The organism is Lacisediminimonas sp. (assembly GCF_030645335.1).
Classification (GTDB): domain Bacteria; phylum Pseudomonadota; class Gammaproteobacteria; order Burkholderiales; family Burkholderiaceae_D; genus Lacisediminimonas.
Genome location: NZ_JAUSNH010000235.1, coordinates 1 through 16,045, shown reverse-complemented (window position 1 = coordinate 16,045; position 16,045 = coordinate 1). Strand labels below are relative to the sequence as shown.

The following is a 16,045-nucleotide window of genomic DNA, read 5'->3' as shown; positions in this document are numbered from 1 at the left end:
TTGATTTCAGGCAGCACGTCCGACGACAGCGTGACCGGTGTATCGGGCGACATTTCCTCGATCAGTTCGCGCAGGCGCAGTTCGTGCACCGGATTGCGGTAGGCGTGCAACAGGCATACCGCAAACGATTCACAGCCCAGCTCCAGCAGCCGGCCGATCGCGGCGCGGGCGCTGGCTTCGTCCAGCGGCGTCAGGATCGCGCCGGTGGCGTGCATGCGCTCCTCCACTTCCAGGCGCATGTAGCGCGGCACCAGCGGCTCGGGAAAAGTGATTTGCAAGTCGTAGGCATCGAAGCGCTTTTCGCGCCCGATCTCCAGCACGTCGCGAAAACCGCGGGTCGTCAGCAAGCCAGTCTTTGCGCCCTTGCGCTCGATCACGGCATTGATGACCAGCGTGGTGCCATGCACCATCACGTCGGTGGCCGCCGCGGTGCGGCCCTGGCGCTGGGCCAGCGTGCGCACTCCCTCGTCAATCGCGCGGGAAGGGTCGTCCGGCGTGGTCAGGCATTTGTACACTTGCACCAGCCCGCTTGCTTCATCGACTTCGACGAAATCGGTGAAGGTACCGCCGATGTCGCTGCCTAGCGTAATCATCCTGTTCCTTTCATGGCATCCCGTTGCCGGGTATGTCGGGCTCGCGGCCAGTCGATTGGCTGGCCGCATCAATTTCATCGAATGTAGCACCCGCCATTCGACAACGGAATACTCACATTGGTAATATGAACGTTAACAATTTGTTGAGGCAAGAACACCAATGGACAAGTTACGGGCGCTCGAATATTTCGTCGCCGCCGCCAGGGAAGGGAGTTTTTCGGCCGCGGCGCGCCGGCTCGATGTCAGCACGCCGGCAGTGGCGCGCCTGATTACCGCGCTGGAGACCAGCCTGGGGGTGCAACTGCTGCATCGCACGGTACAGGGCATAGCGCTGACCGCCGATGGCGCCAGTTACCTCGAAGCCTGCAAGCCGGTGCTGCAGCAACTGCGCGCGGCGGATGAGTCGGTCACCGGTGCGGCGGTGCGGGCCCAGGGCATGCTGGTCGTGGGTGTTCCGCCTTTCCTTTCGCAGCATTGCATCCTGCCGGCGCTGCCGGCGTTCCACGCGCGCTATCCAGACATCCAGCTCGACATCCGTACCGTGGACCTGGTCACCGCGCCGGAAGCGCAGGCCGCCGACATCTTGCTGTTGTACGGCTGGCAGTCGCATGCGGAAATGGTGAACCGGCGCGTTGCGCAGACGCGTTCGCTGATTTGCGCCTCGCCCGCTTACTGGGCGGCGCATGGCATGCCGCAACGGCCCCGCGACCTGGAGCATCACAATTGCCTGCTGTTTCGCGACCAGGAAGAGACCATCCTCGACTTTTGGGAATACGAGCGCAACGGCGACAAGGAGGGCGTGACGGTCAGCGGCTGGCTGGTCAGCGACCATCGCGATGTGCTGCTCGATGCGGCGCTTGCCGGTACTGGCGTTGCGCGTTTTTCCGACCTGTCCATCAGCAGTCACTTGCGCAGCGCACGCCTGGTGCCGGCTCTGCTGGACTGGGAGACCAAACACGCGCCGCCGATCAACCTGATGTTTCGCGCCAGCCAGCGCGGCACGCCGCGGGTACGGGTCTTTGTCGACTACCTGGTGGCCTTGTTCGCCGAACTGGAACAGCAGCGCGTGCCCGCGCCAACCGGCCCGCTGCCGGCGGAACGGCCGCACTGGTACAAGCGGCGGCACGGCCGCGCTTCGGCTTCGCCTCGGGTAAAGGAGTAGACGCGGCAGGGCAGGCAAGGCCAGCCTGCGCCTGTCGGTTTCAGGCTGGCTTTACGCGCCGCGCTGCACGAAGTCCGGCGGATCGAATGCCGACACCGCAGGCGCCTCGCCTCGATACTTCTCCACTTCGACCAGCGTCGTGTGCGCGCTGCATCCCTGCGTCAGGCGCGACGTTCCCGCATCGCGCGTGAGCATATTCGGATTGCCATGCTTGTCCAGTGTGCCGGGCACTGCCGGGTCGAGCGGGTCGTACCAGGCACCGGTCGCCATGACAGCCACCCCGCGCAGCAAGCCGGCATCCAGGCGCACGCCAGCCAGGCAAGCGCCGCGCGCATTGTGCACGCGCACGATGTCGCCGTCGGCCAAACCGCGCCCGGCCGCATCGTCCGGATGCAGCATGATCGGTTCGCGGCCATCGATCTTGTTCTCCAGGCTGACGACGCCATGGTCGTACTGGCTGTGCAGTTTGGTGGAGGGCTGGTTCGAAATCAGGTGCAACCAGTTGCCCTGTGGCGGCAGGCGCCCCAGCCATTCCGCCGGCTCCAGCCAGGCCGGATGGCCAGGGCAATCGTCATAGCCGAACCCGGCGATCACCTCGGAGGCGATTTCGATGCGCCCGCTGGGCGTGGGCAGCGCATGCGCCACCGGATCGGCACGAAAACCCGCCAGCATCACGGTCGGCCTGGCTGGCGGCGGCATGTCCACCAGCCCCGTTTCCCAGAAGGCATCGAAGGCCGGCAAGTCGATCCCGAAACTGCGCCCCGACACGACCGACGCGTCGTACAGGTGGCGCAGCCAGCCCATGGTGTCGCGCCCTTCGGTGTAGGCCGCTGCTGTTCCCAGGCGCTGGCTCAGTGCGGTGAAAATCGCGTAGTCGTCACGCGACTCGCCCACCGGATCGATCGCGCGCTTCATCGCCACGATGCAAGAGTCGCGCGAGGTGCTGCCGATGTCGTCGCGTTCCAGGCTGGTGGTCGCCGGCAGTACGACGTCGGCCAGTTTGGCGCTGGCGGTCCAGTACTGTTCGTTGACGATGATGGTCTCCGGCCGCCGCCAGGCGCGCAGGAAACGGTTGATGTCCTGGTGATGATGAAAGGGATTGCCGCCGGCCCAGTAGACCAGGCGGATATCCGGATAGGCCAATACCTCGCCGTTGAATTCCAGCTTGCCGCCCGGATCGAGCAGCATGTCGGCAATGCGCGCCACCGGAATCGCCATCTGCACGGCATTGCTGCCTTGCGGCAGCACCGGCCCGGAAAATGCCGCCGCATGTGCACCGGCATTATTGATTGCGCCATATCCCAGCCCGAAGCCGCCGCCCGGCAAGCCGATCTGCCCGAGCATGGCCGCCAGGGTCACCAGCATCCAGTACGGTTGCTCGCCATGGTCGGCGCGCTGCAGCGACCAGCTGGCATTGAGCATCGTTCGTTGCGACGCCATGGCGCGCGCCAGTTGGACGATCTGCCCGGCGTCGATGCCGGTAATGCCTGCCGCCCAGGCGGCATCGCGCTGCTGGCCATCGGCCTGCCCCGTCAGGTAGCCGGCAAAGCGCTCGAAGCCGACGCAATGCGTTTGCAGGAAGCCGCTATCGTGCAAGCCCTCGGACAGCAGCACATGGGCGATGCCCAGCATCAGTGCGACGTCGGTATTGGGCCGGATCGGCAGCCATTGTGCCTGCTCGCCTTCCAGGTCGCCACGCACCGGGCTGATATTGACGATCCGGCAACCAGCCGTCGCCAGCCGCTGCAGGCCGCCACGCACCCAGTGGCGCGATGCGCCACCGGTGCCAACCTGCGCGTTCTTGGCCGGCACGCCGCCGAACGCCACGAACAACTTGCAGTGATCCTCCAGCACTGGCCACGCCGTCATGGTGGCGAAGACCTCGTCCATGCCCATCACGATATGCGGCATCAGCGTGCGCGCAGCGCCCAGGCTGTAGCTGCCAAGATGACCGGTGTAACCGCCGGCACAATTCATGAATCGGTGCACCTGGCTTTGCGCATGATGGAAACGTCCGGCGCTGGACCAGCCGTATGAGCCGGCAAAAATCGACGCATTGCCATGTTGCTTGCGAACCCGGTCTATCTCGGCGGCCACCAGGTCGAGCGCCTGGTCCCAGGGCACTTCCACGAACGGATCGATGCCGCGCCGCTCGGGTGCACTGCCCGGGCCGTCGTCCAGAACGCTGCGCCGTATGGCAGGACGGCGCAACCGCGTAGCGCCGATCAGCGCGGCCGGTATCGAACGGGCGATCGGGGACGGGTCGGGATCGTTGGCGTAAGGGCGAAGTGCCGTGACTGCGCCTGCGGCGCGCTCTACCTCGTAGAGGCCCCAATGGGTGGATGTGTATATTGGACTTGGCATGGCGCTACTCTAACCGAGCTTGCTGCGGCCTGGCACCGGGACGGCGGCATATCGCAGCAGGAATGCGCTTGCTGGCGTGAACCAATCAGATTGTCGCGAACTCGCGGGGGCCAGCCAGCGCAAGGACCTTGTCGCTTGCGAATTTCATGCCCTTCGCCAATCATAGTTAAGTACAATACTAGCTCCATAAAAATAGGATGATGACTTGCGCACCTGAAAAGTTGCGTGAAAGGCATCAAGCCTGGAGTAGCCTCAATTTGTCGGGAATGCCCTAGTCTGCATACAGCGCGTGGATGGATGACAGTCAGGGGAAAGTACTGATCCGGCAAGTTTTTTTTTCTGATACTCTCGATTTGATTCGGCGCTAAAGATGCTGGACAAAAAGACAACCAAAAAATTTTTAGGAGATGGAGAAATGCATTCCTGCTTAGACAAGCAATCCAAGACTGTCGCAACCCGCCTCGGCACAATGATCAAGCCCCTGCTCGGCGCAGCCCTGCTGTCGGCTGTTGCCGTGGCACAGGCGCAGGTGGTCAGCGTGGCGACCAATCCGCAAGGCACCCTCTACTATTCAGTCGGCACATCGGTCGCTTCGGTGTTGCAGCAAAAAGCCAACATGCCTGCCCGCGTGCAGCCCATGTCGGGATCCTCGGCCTATGCGCCCTTGCTCAACCGTGGCGAGATCGAATTCGGCCTGATGAACTCGCTGGACGTGGTCAATGCGTTCAATGGCGTGCAAAACTTCAACGGCCGCAAGAACCAGGACCTGCGCCTGGTCGGCGTAATGTTCGCGCTGCCGATCGGCATGGCGGTTCCGAACAATTCGCCCGCCAAGGTGATGAAGGACTTGAAAGGCATGCGCGTTCCAAGCCAGTTCACCGCACAAAGCACGATCGTATCGGTGCAGGATGCAGCGCTTGCCACCGGCGGCCTGTCGATTGCCGACATGAAGCCGTATCCGGTTGCCAACTACCTCAAGGGCATGCAAGCCCTGGGCGAAGGCAAGGTTGATGCAGCATTGTTCGGCCTGGGCACCGCAGCGGCACAGGAAGCCAACGTTTCACTGGCGTCGCAAGGCGGCCTGCGCTTCATCCCATTGACTGACACGCCGGAAGCGATGGCGGCAATGCGCAAGGTGTTTTCAAGCGCCTATTCCAGGGTGTACGAGCCGTCACCGTCACTGCCTGGCGTCGTCACGCCAACACGTCTGATGGTGTATAGCGCATTCCTCGTGACCAGCAAGCATGCATCCGACGACGTCGTCTACAAGGCAACCAAGGCCCTGTTCCAGAACAAGGAAGCACTGGCTGCCGGTGCTGCGGTGATGAAGTCCTTCGATCCGACCCTGATGGCGGAAAAGAACGAAGTGCCTTTCCATCCGGGCGCCGAGAAGTTTTACAAGGAAGTCAAGGAATGGCCGCCTAAGCAGCGTTGATTTGCCAGCTGGTGCAGCCGCTCGGTTCGGGGCTGCACAAAAATGGCAAATGACACAAACCTTGTAGCGCAATTTACAGTCCCGGCCCGTTAAAGCCGGGACATCTATTTCATCCCTCCGGAGTTTTGTACATCGTGAATTCCAACACCAACCAGGCAGAAGTCGTCCATGATTTCTCCGATGAAGTCGCCGAGCCGGCGCATGCCGGACTGCGAACCCTGACCGCGGTGCTGGCAGGAATCCTTACCGCCTTGTGCATCGCTTGGTCAATGGACGTGCCGAGTCGCCTGGGCATGGCTTTTTACGGCGAACAGTTCCTGTCGCTGGCATTGGGCATGGCGCTATGTACCCTGTATTTATCGATTTCCTACCGCGGCAAACCGCACACGAACGGATTCCCGGCTTTCGATATCCTGTGCGCCGCAATCTCGATGGGCATTGGCATCTGGGTCTGTATCGGTTACGAACGTCTGCTGGTCGACGTATCGTTTTACACGACTGAAGTGATTGTCCTGAGCGTCGCCCTGATCGCACTGCTGATCGAGGCCTTGCGGCGCTGTACCGGATGGGCCCTGGTTATCGTTGTCCTTGCCTTCATTGTCTACGGCATGCTCGCCAACTACGCCCCGATGCAACTGCGCGGCAAGGCATCTGAACTTTTCCCTCTATTGACTTACCTGGCGTTCGACACGAACGGCGTGTACGGCTCATCGATCAAGATCGGTGTCGAAGTGGTGATCCTGTTCCTGTTCATGGGCGACATGCTGATCCGCGCCGGTGGCGGCGAATTTTTCATTGATTTCGCCAAGTCCCTGCTCGGCCACAAGCGCGGCGGACAGGCCAAGATCTGCGTCGTGGGCTCGGGCTTGTTCGGCCTGATTTCTGGCAGTGCGGTGTCCAGCGTGGCGGCAGTCGGCAAATTGACCATCCCGATGATGATCCGCTCCGGCTATTCGCCAAAAGAGGCCGGTGCAATCGAAGCAACCGGTGCAACGGGCGGGCAACTGATGCCGCCAGTGATGGGCGCTGCTGCCTTCCTGATGGCCGAGTTCCTCGAAGTACCCTACAAGGAAATCGCTATTGCCGCCGCCATCCCGGCGCTTCTTTATTACATGGCTCTTTTCTGGCAGGTGGACCTGATCGCGGCCAAGCGCAACCTGAAGACAATCTCCATTGAAGACATGCCAAAAACACGCGACGTACTCAAGCGCGGCTGGCATTTCATTGTCCCGCTGGCGACGTTGATGTTCATGCTGTTCGTCATGGGGTCGTCTCCGGAATCATCGGCAGTCGTCACGGCCGGCGCAATTTTCGTGACCGGCATGATGCGCGGGTATAACAAAGGGCGGCTGACGCCAATGGATCTGCTGCGTTCCTTGTCGTCCAGCGGACGTTCATCGCTTGACTTGTTCATGACGCTCGCCGCTGCTGGCATGGTCATTGGTGTGCTGAACCTGTCGGGACTGGGCTTTGCCCTGACGCTGTGGCTGGTCAGCATGGCCGGCAACAACATGTTCGTGCTGCTGCTGATCACCGGCGCAGTGGCCTTGGTGCTTGGCATGGGCATGCCGACCTCCGGCGTGTACATCCTGCTGGCGGTACTGGCTGGCCCGGCGCTGATCCAGGCCGGTGTCGGCAAGATCCCGGCGCACATGTTCATCCTGTATTTCGGCATGTTGTCGATGATCACGCCACCGGTCGCCCTGGCCGCTTTCGCCGCCGCCAACATCAGCAAGGCAGGCCCGATGGAAACCGGATGGATGGCCTGCCGCATTGGCTGGGCCAAGTTCATCCTGCCGTTCATGTTCGTGCTGTCACCAAGTTTGTTGGCGCAGGGACCCCTGTTCGATGTCGCCTTCAACTCCATCACGGCCTTGATCGGCGTCTACATGGCCACCGCCGGCATGCTGGGCTATTACCGGCGCAAGCTGTCACTGCTCAATCGGGTGCTGCTGTGTGCAGCGGGCTTCGCCGCAATCCTGCCTGATACGCAACTCGATATCGTGTTCCCCGGCTTCATCAGCCTGACCGGCATCGCAGTTGGTGCTGCGGTGTTGGTTGCCGAGTACTTTGCGACCAAGCAGACAGTAGCCGCGGCTTGATTCCAGCCGTAGCGTAGTACGTAAAAAGGCAGGCCAGGTGGCCTGCCTTTTTTTCGTCTGTTGCATCGGTCAAGCGTCAGCCTGGCCCGCGGCCCTACCAGGGCGACGTACTGCTATTCGAGTAGACAAACAGTGGCCTAGAAGTATTCATTATTTTCTTCGCCCCTTCGCTCTTGCCGGCTGAGTTTTACCCTGCTGTGTGGCGAGTCAGACCATAGGGATGTTGCCAGCACAGGCGATGCTTCATCGATCACACCAAGAATCAGCAGCGCAGTGAGGTATGCACCAGCGCCTGCGCCCGCATCGCCGCGTTCCATGCGCCGCAAAGTAGCCTCGGAAATACTCATTCGCCCGCACAGGTCGGCAGCCGTGATGCGTTGACGCAAGCGTTGCGAGTGAATGCAGCGACCCCAGGTAGTCAGACGCTCCTGCACCCGAGTGGGTAGCGTATATGCGTTCAAGAGCTTTTTAGGCATCGGTCGATCCCATCATAGAATGCAATTTATACAAAATAATACGCTTTCTATGATGGCTAAGCTAATTCTCAGACCCTCATAGATGATCTATTATCTTGAATAAATCATTATCTATAACGGTAATTTTCTCGCCGAAGACGAAAAAAACCCCTGCCGTCGCAAGACGCCAGGGGTTCGCTTACCATCACTGACCTGCTAGCGAGCCATGCACTTGCTGGCACGGCCGCCTAGCTGGCGAACTACCGGAATTACCGCCCGTGGCAATCCGCCCGGGACAATTCGCCTTAATTGTCGCCGTGGAACTTCAGGATGCTCGGCACCGGACCCTTGAGTCCGAATTCCGACCAACGGCTTGACAGTGAAGCATAGGCTTCGCGGCTGATACGCGATTCCTTGGAGAATTCCTTCAAGTGACGATGCGGCTTGCAGGCATTGATCAGCGCCTTGGAGCCGTACGGACGGCTGTCGAATACGCCCTGGCTCGGGTCGAGCCAGGTCGACCAGGTGTCGCGCAGGATGTCGATGTCGTCGGATGGATGGCAACGCGTGGTCAGGGCCCACATTACCTGGTTGATGTCGGTCGGATCGACGTCGTCGTCGACCACGATGATCCACTTGGTGTAGTAAGCCGCGGCCGGGCATTGCGCCGAAAGCGCCAGCACCTGCGCCGCATGGCCTGCATACTGCTGCGTCATCGACACCACCAGCATGCCCCAGCCCGATGCGGCAGCAGGATGGCAATAGGCAGCGCGCACGCCAGGCACGCCGATCTTGTCGAGGTCATCCAACACGCGGGCCGAACGCATGATCGCGTAGTGCATGCCGATCTCGCAGGACGGATACATCGCCATCAGCGCCGCGGTGATGATCGGCGATTTGCGCATGTGCACAGCAGTGACGTCGATCACTGGCTGCATGCCGCGCTCGTTGCCGTAGTAGCCGGTGAATTCGCCGAGCGGTCCTTCCATTTCCATGTTGCCCGGACGCATGACGCCTTCGATCACGATTTCGGCATGCGCCGGAATCGGCAGGCTCACGGTTTCCGCTTCGGTCAGTTCGACCGCGCGGCCCATGATGCCGCCTGCTGCATCGAGTTCGGATTCCTTGAAGCTCATGGTCTGGCCGCCGATCATCAGCATGACCGGGTCGATACCGTAAGCGGCGACCACTTCGCACGGCTCGCCGCTGGCCCACCATGCTTCACGGTCCAGGCGCGCGTGCTTGCCCGGCGAGTTGTACATGCCGACGCGGTTCTTGCCATGCAATTGATGGCGGTAGGCGCCAACATTGATACGCTTGCTTTCCGGATCGCGAGTGAACACGATGTCGCCGGTGCCGATGTACTGGCCGCCGTCGCCTGGCCAAAACTTCGGAATCGGCAATTTGGTCAAGTCGATGTCGTCGCCGCGCATGACGATTTCATTCACCTTGGCCTGGTTTTTCGGGATCATTTTTGGCGCGATGCGGCGCTTCATGATCTTGCGGGTGGCCGTGATCATGTCGTTGATCGACAGCGATGGGTCCAGGCCGACGGTCAAGGCATAACGCTCCTTGCTCGAACCGAGGTAATTGCCCAGGATGCGGGCGTCGGTCTTGTTGCCTTTCAGGTTCTCGAACAGGAAGGCCGGCGATGTGCCGCTGCGCGTGGCCATGTAGGTGAACGCGCCGAGTTCTTCATGCGGATCGATCTCCGCCTTGACGCGCAACAGCTCGTCATTCTTCTCGACGACGTCCAGCCATTCGCGCAAGTCGCGCCATTGGACGGCGGAACCGTCGTCTTCCTTTTCCGTGGAAACGGAAGGGTTGGTAGGGATTGCATCCATGCTGTCCAGATCTCCTTTTGTTGTTGGCGGCATCAATCGATGTCGCCGTATGCGGACTCAACGCCCGCCTCGATATTGCTGCTAAAAATCTTGCGCGGCCAGCCGGTCAGGCCGCCGGCCGCTTGAATCCGACATGCAGGTTGCGCGCAGCCGACATCAATTTGCCGGGCCAGTCGCGCATCCGCTGACGGTCGATTGCAGCGCCGCGTGAAGGCCACAGGATGCTCATCGCACCGCGCGCATAACCATCGTTTCCGCACAGCGGCACCGAAATCGAATTGGTGCCGCCAACACGCTCGCCCGAACTGACTACAAAACCATCTTTTCGGCTCTTGCGCAGCGCCTGCTCCAACCGCAGCGGATCAGTGATCGTCTCTGCATTGAAATGTTCGAGCGGGCCGGCCAGTACCTGGTCCACCAGCGCCGGCTCGCTGAATGCCAGGATCGCGCGCGGTCCGGCGCCGGCATGCAGCGGTGCTGCCGCGCCGATCTTGTTGGCATAGCGCACCGACTGCGCACTCTCGATTTCATACAAGGTCACGCTGCTCAGGTCGCGCCGCTCCGCCAGGCTGACCGTCTCGCCGGTGAAGGCCGCCAGTTCGCGCATGATCGGTATGGCCTGGCCGATCAGGTTATTGGTGCGTGACGCCGCCTGTGCCAATACCAGCGCACCGGAACCTACCCAGTAATTGCCCTTGCCATCGGTCTCGACCAGCTGGAACTTTCCCAGGCTCTTGAGCAGCCGGAACGCCGTGGCCTTGTCGAGCGAAACGGCGGCAGCGATGTCCTTCAAGGCGACTTTCGGGTCATCCTGACCCAGCGCGATGTCGGACAAGTGCAGCAGCAGCGTGATTCCGCGCTCGAGCGTCTGACTCATTTTAAATATTGAAATGGCGATTCATATTAAGCATATTCTAGATAAGCTCAATACTAGTGTCCAGTGAAAACTGGGCTTGGCTGGCTGGACTCTATGTTGCCCCGCCCTTTCCTCGCATACAATCGTCGCTCCGCGGCTGCCCGAGCACCTGCAGACCCGTCAATTCACCAGTCACCCGTCCCGTGAGCGATCTCGAAAAACACACGCCAATGATGCAGCAGTACAACCGGATCAAGGCCGACCATCCGGACACCCTGCTGTTCTACCGCATGGGCGATTTTTACGAACTGTTCCACCAGGATGCAGAGAAGGCCTCACGCCTGCTCGGCATCACGCTCACGCAGCGTGGCGCCAGCAATGGCTCGCCGATCAAGATGGCAGGCGTGCCTTTCCATTCCGCGGGTCAATATCTGGCCAAGCTGGTCAAGCTGGGCGAGTCGGTGGCGATCTGCGAACAGATCGGCGATCCGGCGACCAGCAAGGGGCCGGTAGAGCGCAAAGTGATGCGCGTAATCACGCCCGGCACGCTGACCGATAGCGACCTGCTGCCCGAGAAGTCCGAGCGGGCGCTGCTGGCCGTGTGCATCACCAGCCAGCGCCGCCAGTTGACGGTGGGACTGGCATGGCTATCGATGGCGGCCGGACGCCTGCGGACGATGGAATTTTGCGGCGACGAAAAAAGCGCGATCGCCCGGCTGCGCCAGGAACTGGAGCGGATCGCGCCAGCCGAGGTGTTGGCCAGCGAGTCGCTCGAGTTGGCGCTGCCCGGTCCCCGCATCACGCCAACGCCCGACTGGCATTTCGACCTGCCCGCCGGCATGCGCGCACTGCATGCGCAACTAGGCGTGAGTTCACTGGCCGGCTTTGGCGCGGACAAGCTGACTGCCGCGCTCGGCGCCGCCGGCGCGCTGCTGCGCTATGCGGAATCGACCCAGGGCCGCGGACTGCAACATGTACGCACGCTGTGCGTGGAAACCGAAAACGAATTCATCGGCATGGACGCCGCAACCCGGCGCAACCTGGAACTGACCGAAAGCCTGCGTCCGCAAGACGCTGGTGCGCCCGACACGACGCTGTTTGGCCTGCTCGATCATTGCCGCTCGGCGATGGGTTCGCGCCTGCTGCGCCATTGGCTGCATCATGCGCCGACCGATAAATCGATTGCCTGCGCCCGCCATGCCGCCATCGATGCGCTGATGGGGAGCGATGCTTGCCGCGGCCTGTCCGGGCTGCTGTCGCAAGTGCCTGACATCGAGCGCATCACGACCCGGATTGCGCTGCTGTCGGCACGCCCGCGCGACCTGTCGGGCCTGCGCGATGGCCTGGCCCAGCTTGAACCATTGCGCACACTGGCGCTGGCTGCGGCCAGCACTGCCGGCGACGCCCTGCTGCAGCAACTGGCTGCCGCCATCGTCACGCCGGTCGATTGCCTTGACTTGCTGATGCGCGCACTGGCCAGCGAACCGGCAGCGATGGTGCGCGATGGCGGCGTGATCGCGCCCGGGCACGACGTCGAACTCGATGAACTGCGTTCGCTGTCGCAGAATGCCGGGCAGTTCCTGCTGGACCTGGAAACCCGCGAACGGGCCCGCACCGGCATTGGCAACCTGCGGGTGGAATACAACAAGGTGCATGGCTTTTACATTGAAGTCACGCACGGCCAGACCGACAAGGTGCCGGACGACTATCGCCGCCGCCAGACGCTGAAAAATGCCGAGCGCTACATCACGCCCGAGCTGAAGGCCTTCGAAGACAAGGCGCTGTCGGCGCAAGAGCGCGCGCTGGCGCGCGAAAAGATGCTGTTCGACGAATTGCTGCAACAACTCGCGCCGCACATCGCCCGCTTGCAGCAGATCGCCGAAGGCGTGGCCGCGCTCGATACGCTCCATGCGCTGGCACTGCATGCAATGGAAAACGGCTGGTGCGCACCGCAGTTGGTCGACGAGCCGTGCATCGCCATCGAACAGGGACGGCATCCGGTGGTGGAAAACACCATCGAGCGCTTCATTGCCAATGATTGCCAGATGAACGCCCAGCGCCGCCTGTTGCTGATCACCGGCCCCAACATGGGCGGCAAATCGACCTTCATGCGACAAGTGGCGCTGATCACCTTGCTGGCCTATGCCGGCAGTTTCGTGCCGGCCAGCAGCGCCACGATCGGGCCGATCGACCGCATCTTCACCCGCATCGGCGCGGCCGACGACCTGGCCGGCGGACGCTCGACCTTCATGGTGGAAATGACCGAGTCGGCAGCGATCCTCAATGGCGCGACCGAAAATTCACTGGTGCTGATGGATGAGGTTGGCCGCGGTACATCGACCTTCGACGGCCTGGCGCTGGCCTGGGCCATCGCCCGCCACCTGGTCGAGAGTACGCAAAGCTTCACGCTGTTTGCGACCCACTATTTCGAGCTGACCCAGTTGCCGCAAAACTGGCCATCTGCGGCGAATGTGCATTTGTCGGCGATCGAGCACAAGGACAGTATCGTGTTCCTGCATGCGGTGCAGCCGGGGCCGGCTTCCCAGAGCTACGGCTTGCAAGTGGCGCAGTTGGCCGGTGTGCCGGGTTCGGTGATTCGCGCCGCCCGTCGTCACCTGGCGCAACTCGAAGCGCAGTCGGTGGGGTCGACCACGCAGTTTGATTTGTTTGCATCTGTTACGGATGCGTCAAATCTCGATGTTGATGCTGCGGATAACATGGCGCCGATGAATGCAACCGATACCAGGGATGCCGCACAGAACGATGCACTGACCGGTGCGCTGGCACTGATCGATCCCGATAGCCTGACGCCGCGCGAAGCGCTGGATGCGCTCTATCAACTCAAACAACTGGTCGCCAATAGCGAACCTGAATGACATTGCCGCCATTGCCCCTGCTGGCAGCCTTCGCCGGCACGCCAGCCCGATGCCGGCGCGGGTCGTGGCCGGGCCGGACGTTCTCGATTGCCGCGATGCTGGCCTTGCTGCTGGCGCTACCAAGCCCGGCAACACATGCGCAGGCAAGGTCGTTCAGCTTTGGCGTGATCGGACAGCCAGAACGCGCCGGCGCAGGCGAACAATCCTTTCGCAAGGCATTGACAGACGCCGACCGCGAACGGCTGGCGTTCATCGTGATAAATGGCCTGAAATCGACTGCGGAACCCTGCACCGACCGCTTGTACACCGAGCGCCGCGAATTGCTCCAGGCGGCGCGCAACACGGTCTTCGTGTCGCTGGCAGCCGGCGATTGGGCGCGTTGCCGGCGCGATGACGGCAGTTCAGCCGCGATCGACCGCCTGGCCAGGGTACGGGAGATTTTTTTCACTGAGCCAGGCAACCTGGCCGATGCGGCGGCAGTGCAGGCACTGTCCATCACGCGACAGTCGGCGGCGGTGCAATTCCGCGATTATGCCGAGAACATGCGATGGCAAACCGGCGGCGTGCTGTTCGCCACCCTGAACCTGCCGGGCGACAACAATCATTACACTGCCGATGCCGGCCGCAACAGTGAGTTCGACGACAGGATGATTGCCAACCGGGCCTGGATGCAGCGCCTGCTGCACGCCGCAAAGCAAAACAAGGCGCGCGCGCTGGTGCTGTTTGTCGATGCCGACCCGCTGCTCCTGCCCAAGGCACGCAAGGGCGCCGTCGCCGGCAAGCACGATGGCTACACGCAATTCAGGCGCTACCTGCGTGAACTGGCGGCGCAGTATCCGGGGCGGGTGCTGTTGGTGCACAACCCGCAAGATCGCAACACGGCCAGTGGCATGGCCTGGCGCGGCAATCTCGGCGAGTTGGTGCTGGGCCCGGGCTATACCCGGGTCACGATCGGACCGCGCGGCGCATTCAGCATCAAGGCCGACGGCTGAGCGGCAAACCAATCAGGCGGCCCATCGCCGGCGCGAGGGCCGGCAATCCTGCCGCCGACCTTCGCATGGTGATTCCGGCTGCCGGCGCATGGGCTGCGCGGCAGCCGCCGAGGATCACTGCACCCGTACCGTACGGAACTGGTCGCTGTCGTCGCCGTCATCTTCATCGTCGCCGGCATGATGATGACCGTGCGGCCCGTGTACATGGCCGTGCGCCTTTTCCTCGTCCGACGCAGGACGCACCGACACCACTTCCAGGGAAAAGCGCAGCGCCATGCCGGCCAGCGGATGGTTTGCGTCCAGCACGACCTTGTCGTCCGCCACATCGGTCACGGTGAAGATCACCGTCTGCGCGTCGGGATCGGAGTCATCCGACGCACCTTCGAATTGCATGCCCACTTCGATCGGCGACGGCAAGCGGTCGCGCATTTCCATGCGTACCAGCTCGGCATCGTATTCGCCAAACGCATCGTCCGGTTCGACCTGGACGTCGAGCTTGTCGCCGACGGTCTTGCCTTCCAGCGCTTCTTCCAGTTTCGGCAGCGTGTTGCCATAGCCGCCATGCAGGTACACCATCGGCGCGCTGCTTTCTTCAATCAGGTTGCCTTGGGCATCCGACAATTTGTAGTTCAGCGTGACCACGAAATCTTTGGCAATCGACATGATGTGTCCCTCTTGTTGAGTGAATTGAGTGAAATATTGGCCGCAATTATACGCGGCGCGTGCATGCGACGGTCCGGCTGCGGCTTGCGCAATTGACGATGATTGCCGGTTAGAGCAGCGCGACTGCGGCCACCCGGTGCGCTCGCCAGTCCGGAATGCATCAACCGCGCCATAGCCTCCTTGCGTGCCTGCCTCTATATAATGCACGGATGAAAAAACTACCTCTTCTCGGCGGCTTGACACCGGAGCGCTTCCTGCAAGACTACTGGCACAAGAAACCCCTGCTGATCCGGCAGGCGATCCCCGGCTTTATCGCCCCGCTGTCGCGCGACGAGGTCTTTGCGCTGGCCCGCGATGGCGACGTCGAATCGCGCCTGATCACGCGCTTTGCGGGAAAATGGAAATTGTCGTCCGGCCCTTTGCCCGAACTGCCGGCAACTTCCCGCCGCAACTGGAGCGTGCTGGTGCAAGGGGTCAACCTGCACGACCAGCGCGCCGAATCCCTGCTGGAACAATTTCGCTTCCTGCCGGATGCCCGCCTCGATGACCTGATGATCAGTTATGCCACCGATGGCGGTGGCGTCGGCCCACATTTCGATTCCTACGACGTGTTCCTGTTGCAGGCGCATGGCAAGCGCACCTGGCGCATTGGCCGGCAACGCGACCTGAGCCTGCAAGAGGGCTTGCCGCTGAAAGTATTGCA

The 16,045-nt window shown here is 61.9% G+C and carries 12 protein-coding genes; 6 read left to right on the top strand and 6 right to left on the bottom strand.

All coding sequences use genetic code 11. The annotated features are described in order from the left end of the window. A partial coding sequence (locus Q7T64_RS16090) for a hydantoinase/oxoprolinase N-terminal domain-containing protein (RefSeq protein WP_304797795.1) occupies window positions 1-593 on the bottom strand: 593 nt, incomplete at its 3' end. A 160-nt stretch (window positions 594-753) separates the two neighbouring features. On the opposite strand from Q7T64_RS16090, the gene Q7T64_RS16085 reads away from it, so the two are divergent. Next, window positions 754-1,755: a LysR family transcriptional regulator gene (locus tag Q7T64_RS16085; protein ID WP_304797791.1), complete on the top strand. Its 1,002-nt coding sequence runs from the start codon at window positions 754-756 to the stop codon at window positions 1,753-1,755. Between the two features lie 51 nt (window positions 1,756-1,806). Here the strand turns inward: Q7T64_RS16085 and Q7T64_RS16080 are convergent, their stop codons facing one another. Beyond that, the gene (locus Q7T64_RS16080; protein ID WP_304797789.1) at window positions 1,807-4,119 is read right to left on the bottom strand and encodes a molybdopterin-dependent oxidoreductase; all 2,313 of its coding nucleotides are present in this window, start codon (window positions 4,117-4,119) and stop codon (window positions 1,807-1,809) included. A gap of 415 nt (window positions 4,120-4,534) precedes the next feature. Between Q7T64_RS16080 and Q7T64_RS16075 the strand changes: the two genes are divergently transcribed. Both Q7T64_RS16075 and Q7T64_RS16070 read left to right on the top strand, forming a co-directional pair. Then, window positions 4,535-5,554, top strand: a complete 1,020-nt coding sequence (locus Q7T64_RS16075; RefSeq protein WP_304797787.1) for a TAXI family TRAP transporter solute-binding subunit — start codon at window positions 4,535-4,537, stop codon at window positions 5,552-5,554. A 134-nt stretch (window positions 5,555-5,688) separates the two neighbouring features. Further along, complete coding sequence (locus Q7T64_RS16070) at window positions 5,689-7,656, top strand: TRAP transporter fused permease subunit (protein ID WP_304797784.1); 1,968 nt, start codon at window positions 5,689-5,691, stop codon at window positions 7,654-7,656. A gap of 137 nt (window positions 7,657-7,793) precedes the next feature. Here the strand turns inward: Q7T64_RS16070 and Q7T64_RS16065 are convergent, their stop codons facing one another. The 3 genes from Q7T64_RS16065 to Q7T64_RS16055 form a co-directional block, all read right to left on the bottom strand. Further along, window positions 7,794-8,042 carry a hypothetical protein gene (locus tag Q7T64_RS16065; protein WP_304797779.1) on the bottom strand — a complete coding sequence of 83 codons (249 nt, stop codon included), beginning with the start codon at window positions 8,040-8,042 and terminating at the stop codon, window positions 7,794-7,796. A 374-nt stretch (window positions 8,043-8,416) separates the two neighbouring features. Beyond that, window positions 8,417-9,955, bottom strand: coding sequence for a UbiD family decarboxylase (locus Q7T64_RS16060; protein ID WP_304797777.1), 1,539 nt, complete (start codon window positions 9,953-9,955; stop codon window positions 8,417-8,419). 106 nt (window positions 9,956-10,061) lie between these two features. After that, window positions 10,062-10,832, bottom strand: a complete 771-nt coding sequence (locus Q7T64_RS16055; RefSeq protein WP_304797775.1) for an IclR family transcriptional regulator — start codon at window positions 10,830-10,832, stop codon at window positions 10,062-10,064. Window positions 10,833-11,041: 209 nt separating this feature from the next. Here Q7T64_RS16055 and mutS point away from each other — a divergent pair, with 209 nt between their 5' ends. Continuing rightward, a complete protein-coding gene (gene mutS / locus Q7T64_RS16050; protein WP_304797796.1) occupies window positions 11,042-13,687 on the top strand; it encodes a DNA mismatch repair protein MutS in 2,646 nt (881 codons plus the stop codon). Continuing rightward, on the top strand, window positions 13,684-14,679 hold the full coding sequence (locus tag Q7T64_RS16045; RefSeq protein ID WP_304797774.1) for a hypothetical protein: 996 nt from the start codon (window positions 13,684-13,686) through the stop codon (window positions 14,677-14,679). Before mutS ends, Q7T64_RS16045 begins: the two co-directional genes overlap by 4 nt. Window positions 14,680-14,793: 114 nt before the next feature. On the opposite strand, the gene Q7T64_RS16040 is transcribed toward Q7T64_RS16045, so the two are convergent. Then, window positions 14,794-15,342 (bottom strand): peptidylprolyl isomerase, encoded by a 549-nt coding sequence (locus Q7T64_RS16040; protein WP_304797772.1) that lies wholly within the window; start codon window positions 15,340-15,342, stop codon window positions 14,794-14,796. A gap of 209 nt (window positions 15,343-15,551) precedes the next feature. Here Q7T64_RS16040 and Q7T64_RS16035 point away from each other — a divergent pair. Next, a partial coding sequence (locus tag Q7T64_RS16035) for a cupin domain-containing protein (protein WP_304797770.1) occupies window positions 15,552-16,045 on the top strand: 494 nt, incomplete at its 3' end.

Bases quoted from the DNA above. Each gene is read 5' to 3' on its own strand.
- Q7T64_RS16060 (WP_304797777.1), bottom strand. From the start codon at position 9,955: ATGGATGCAATCCCTACCAACCCTTCCGTTTCCACGGAAAAGGAAGAC.
- Q7T64_RS16080 (WP_304797789.1), bottom strand. From the start codon at position 4,119: ATGCCAAGTCCAATATACACATCCACCCATTGGGGCCTCTACGAGGTA.
- Q7T64_RS16055 (WP_304797775.1), bottom strand. From the start codon at position 10,832: ATGAGTCAGACGCTCGAGCGCGGAATCACGCTGCTGCTGCACTTGTCC.
- Q7T64_RS16040 (WP_304797772.1), bottom strand. From the start codon at position 15,342: ATGTCGATTGCCAAAGATTTCGTGGTCACGCTGAACTACAAATTGTCG.
- Q7T64_RS16075 (WP_304797787.1), top strand. From the start codon at position 4,535: ATGCATTCCTGCTTAGACAAGCAATCCAAGACTGTCGCAACCCGCCTC.
- mutS (WP_304797796.1), top strand. From the start codon at position 11,042: ATGATGCAGCAGTACAACCGGATCAAGGCCGACCATCCGGACACCCTG.
- Q7T64_RS16085 (WP_304797791.1), top strand. From the start codon at position 754: ATGGACAAGTTACGGGCGCTCGAATATTTCGTCGCCGCCGCCAGGGAA.
- Q7T64_RS16045 (WP_304797774.1), top strand. From the start codon at position 13,684: ATGACATTGCCGCCATTGCCCCTGCTGGCAGCCTTCGCCGGCACGCCA.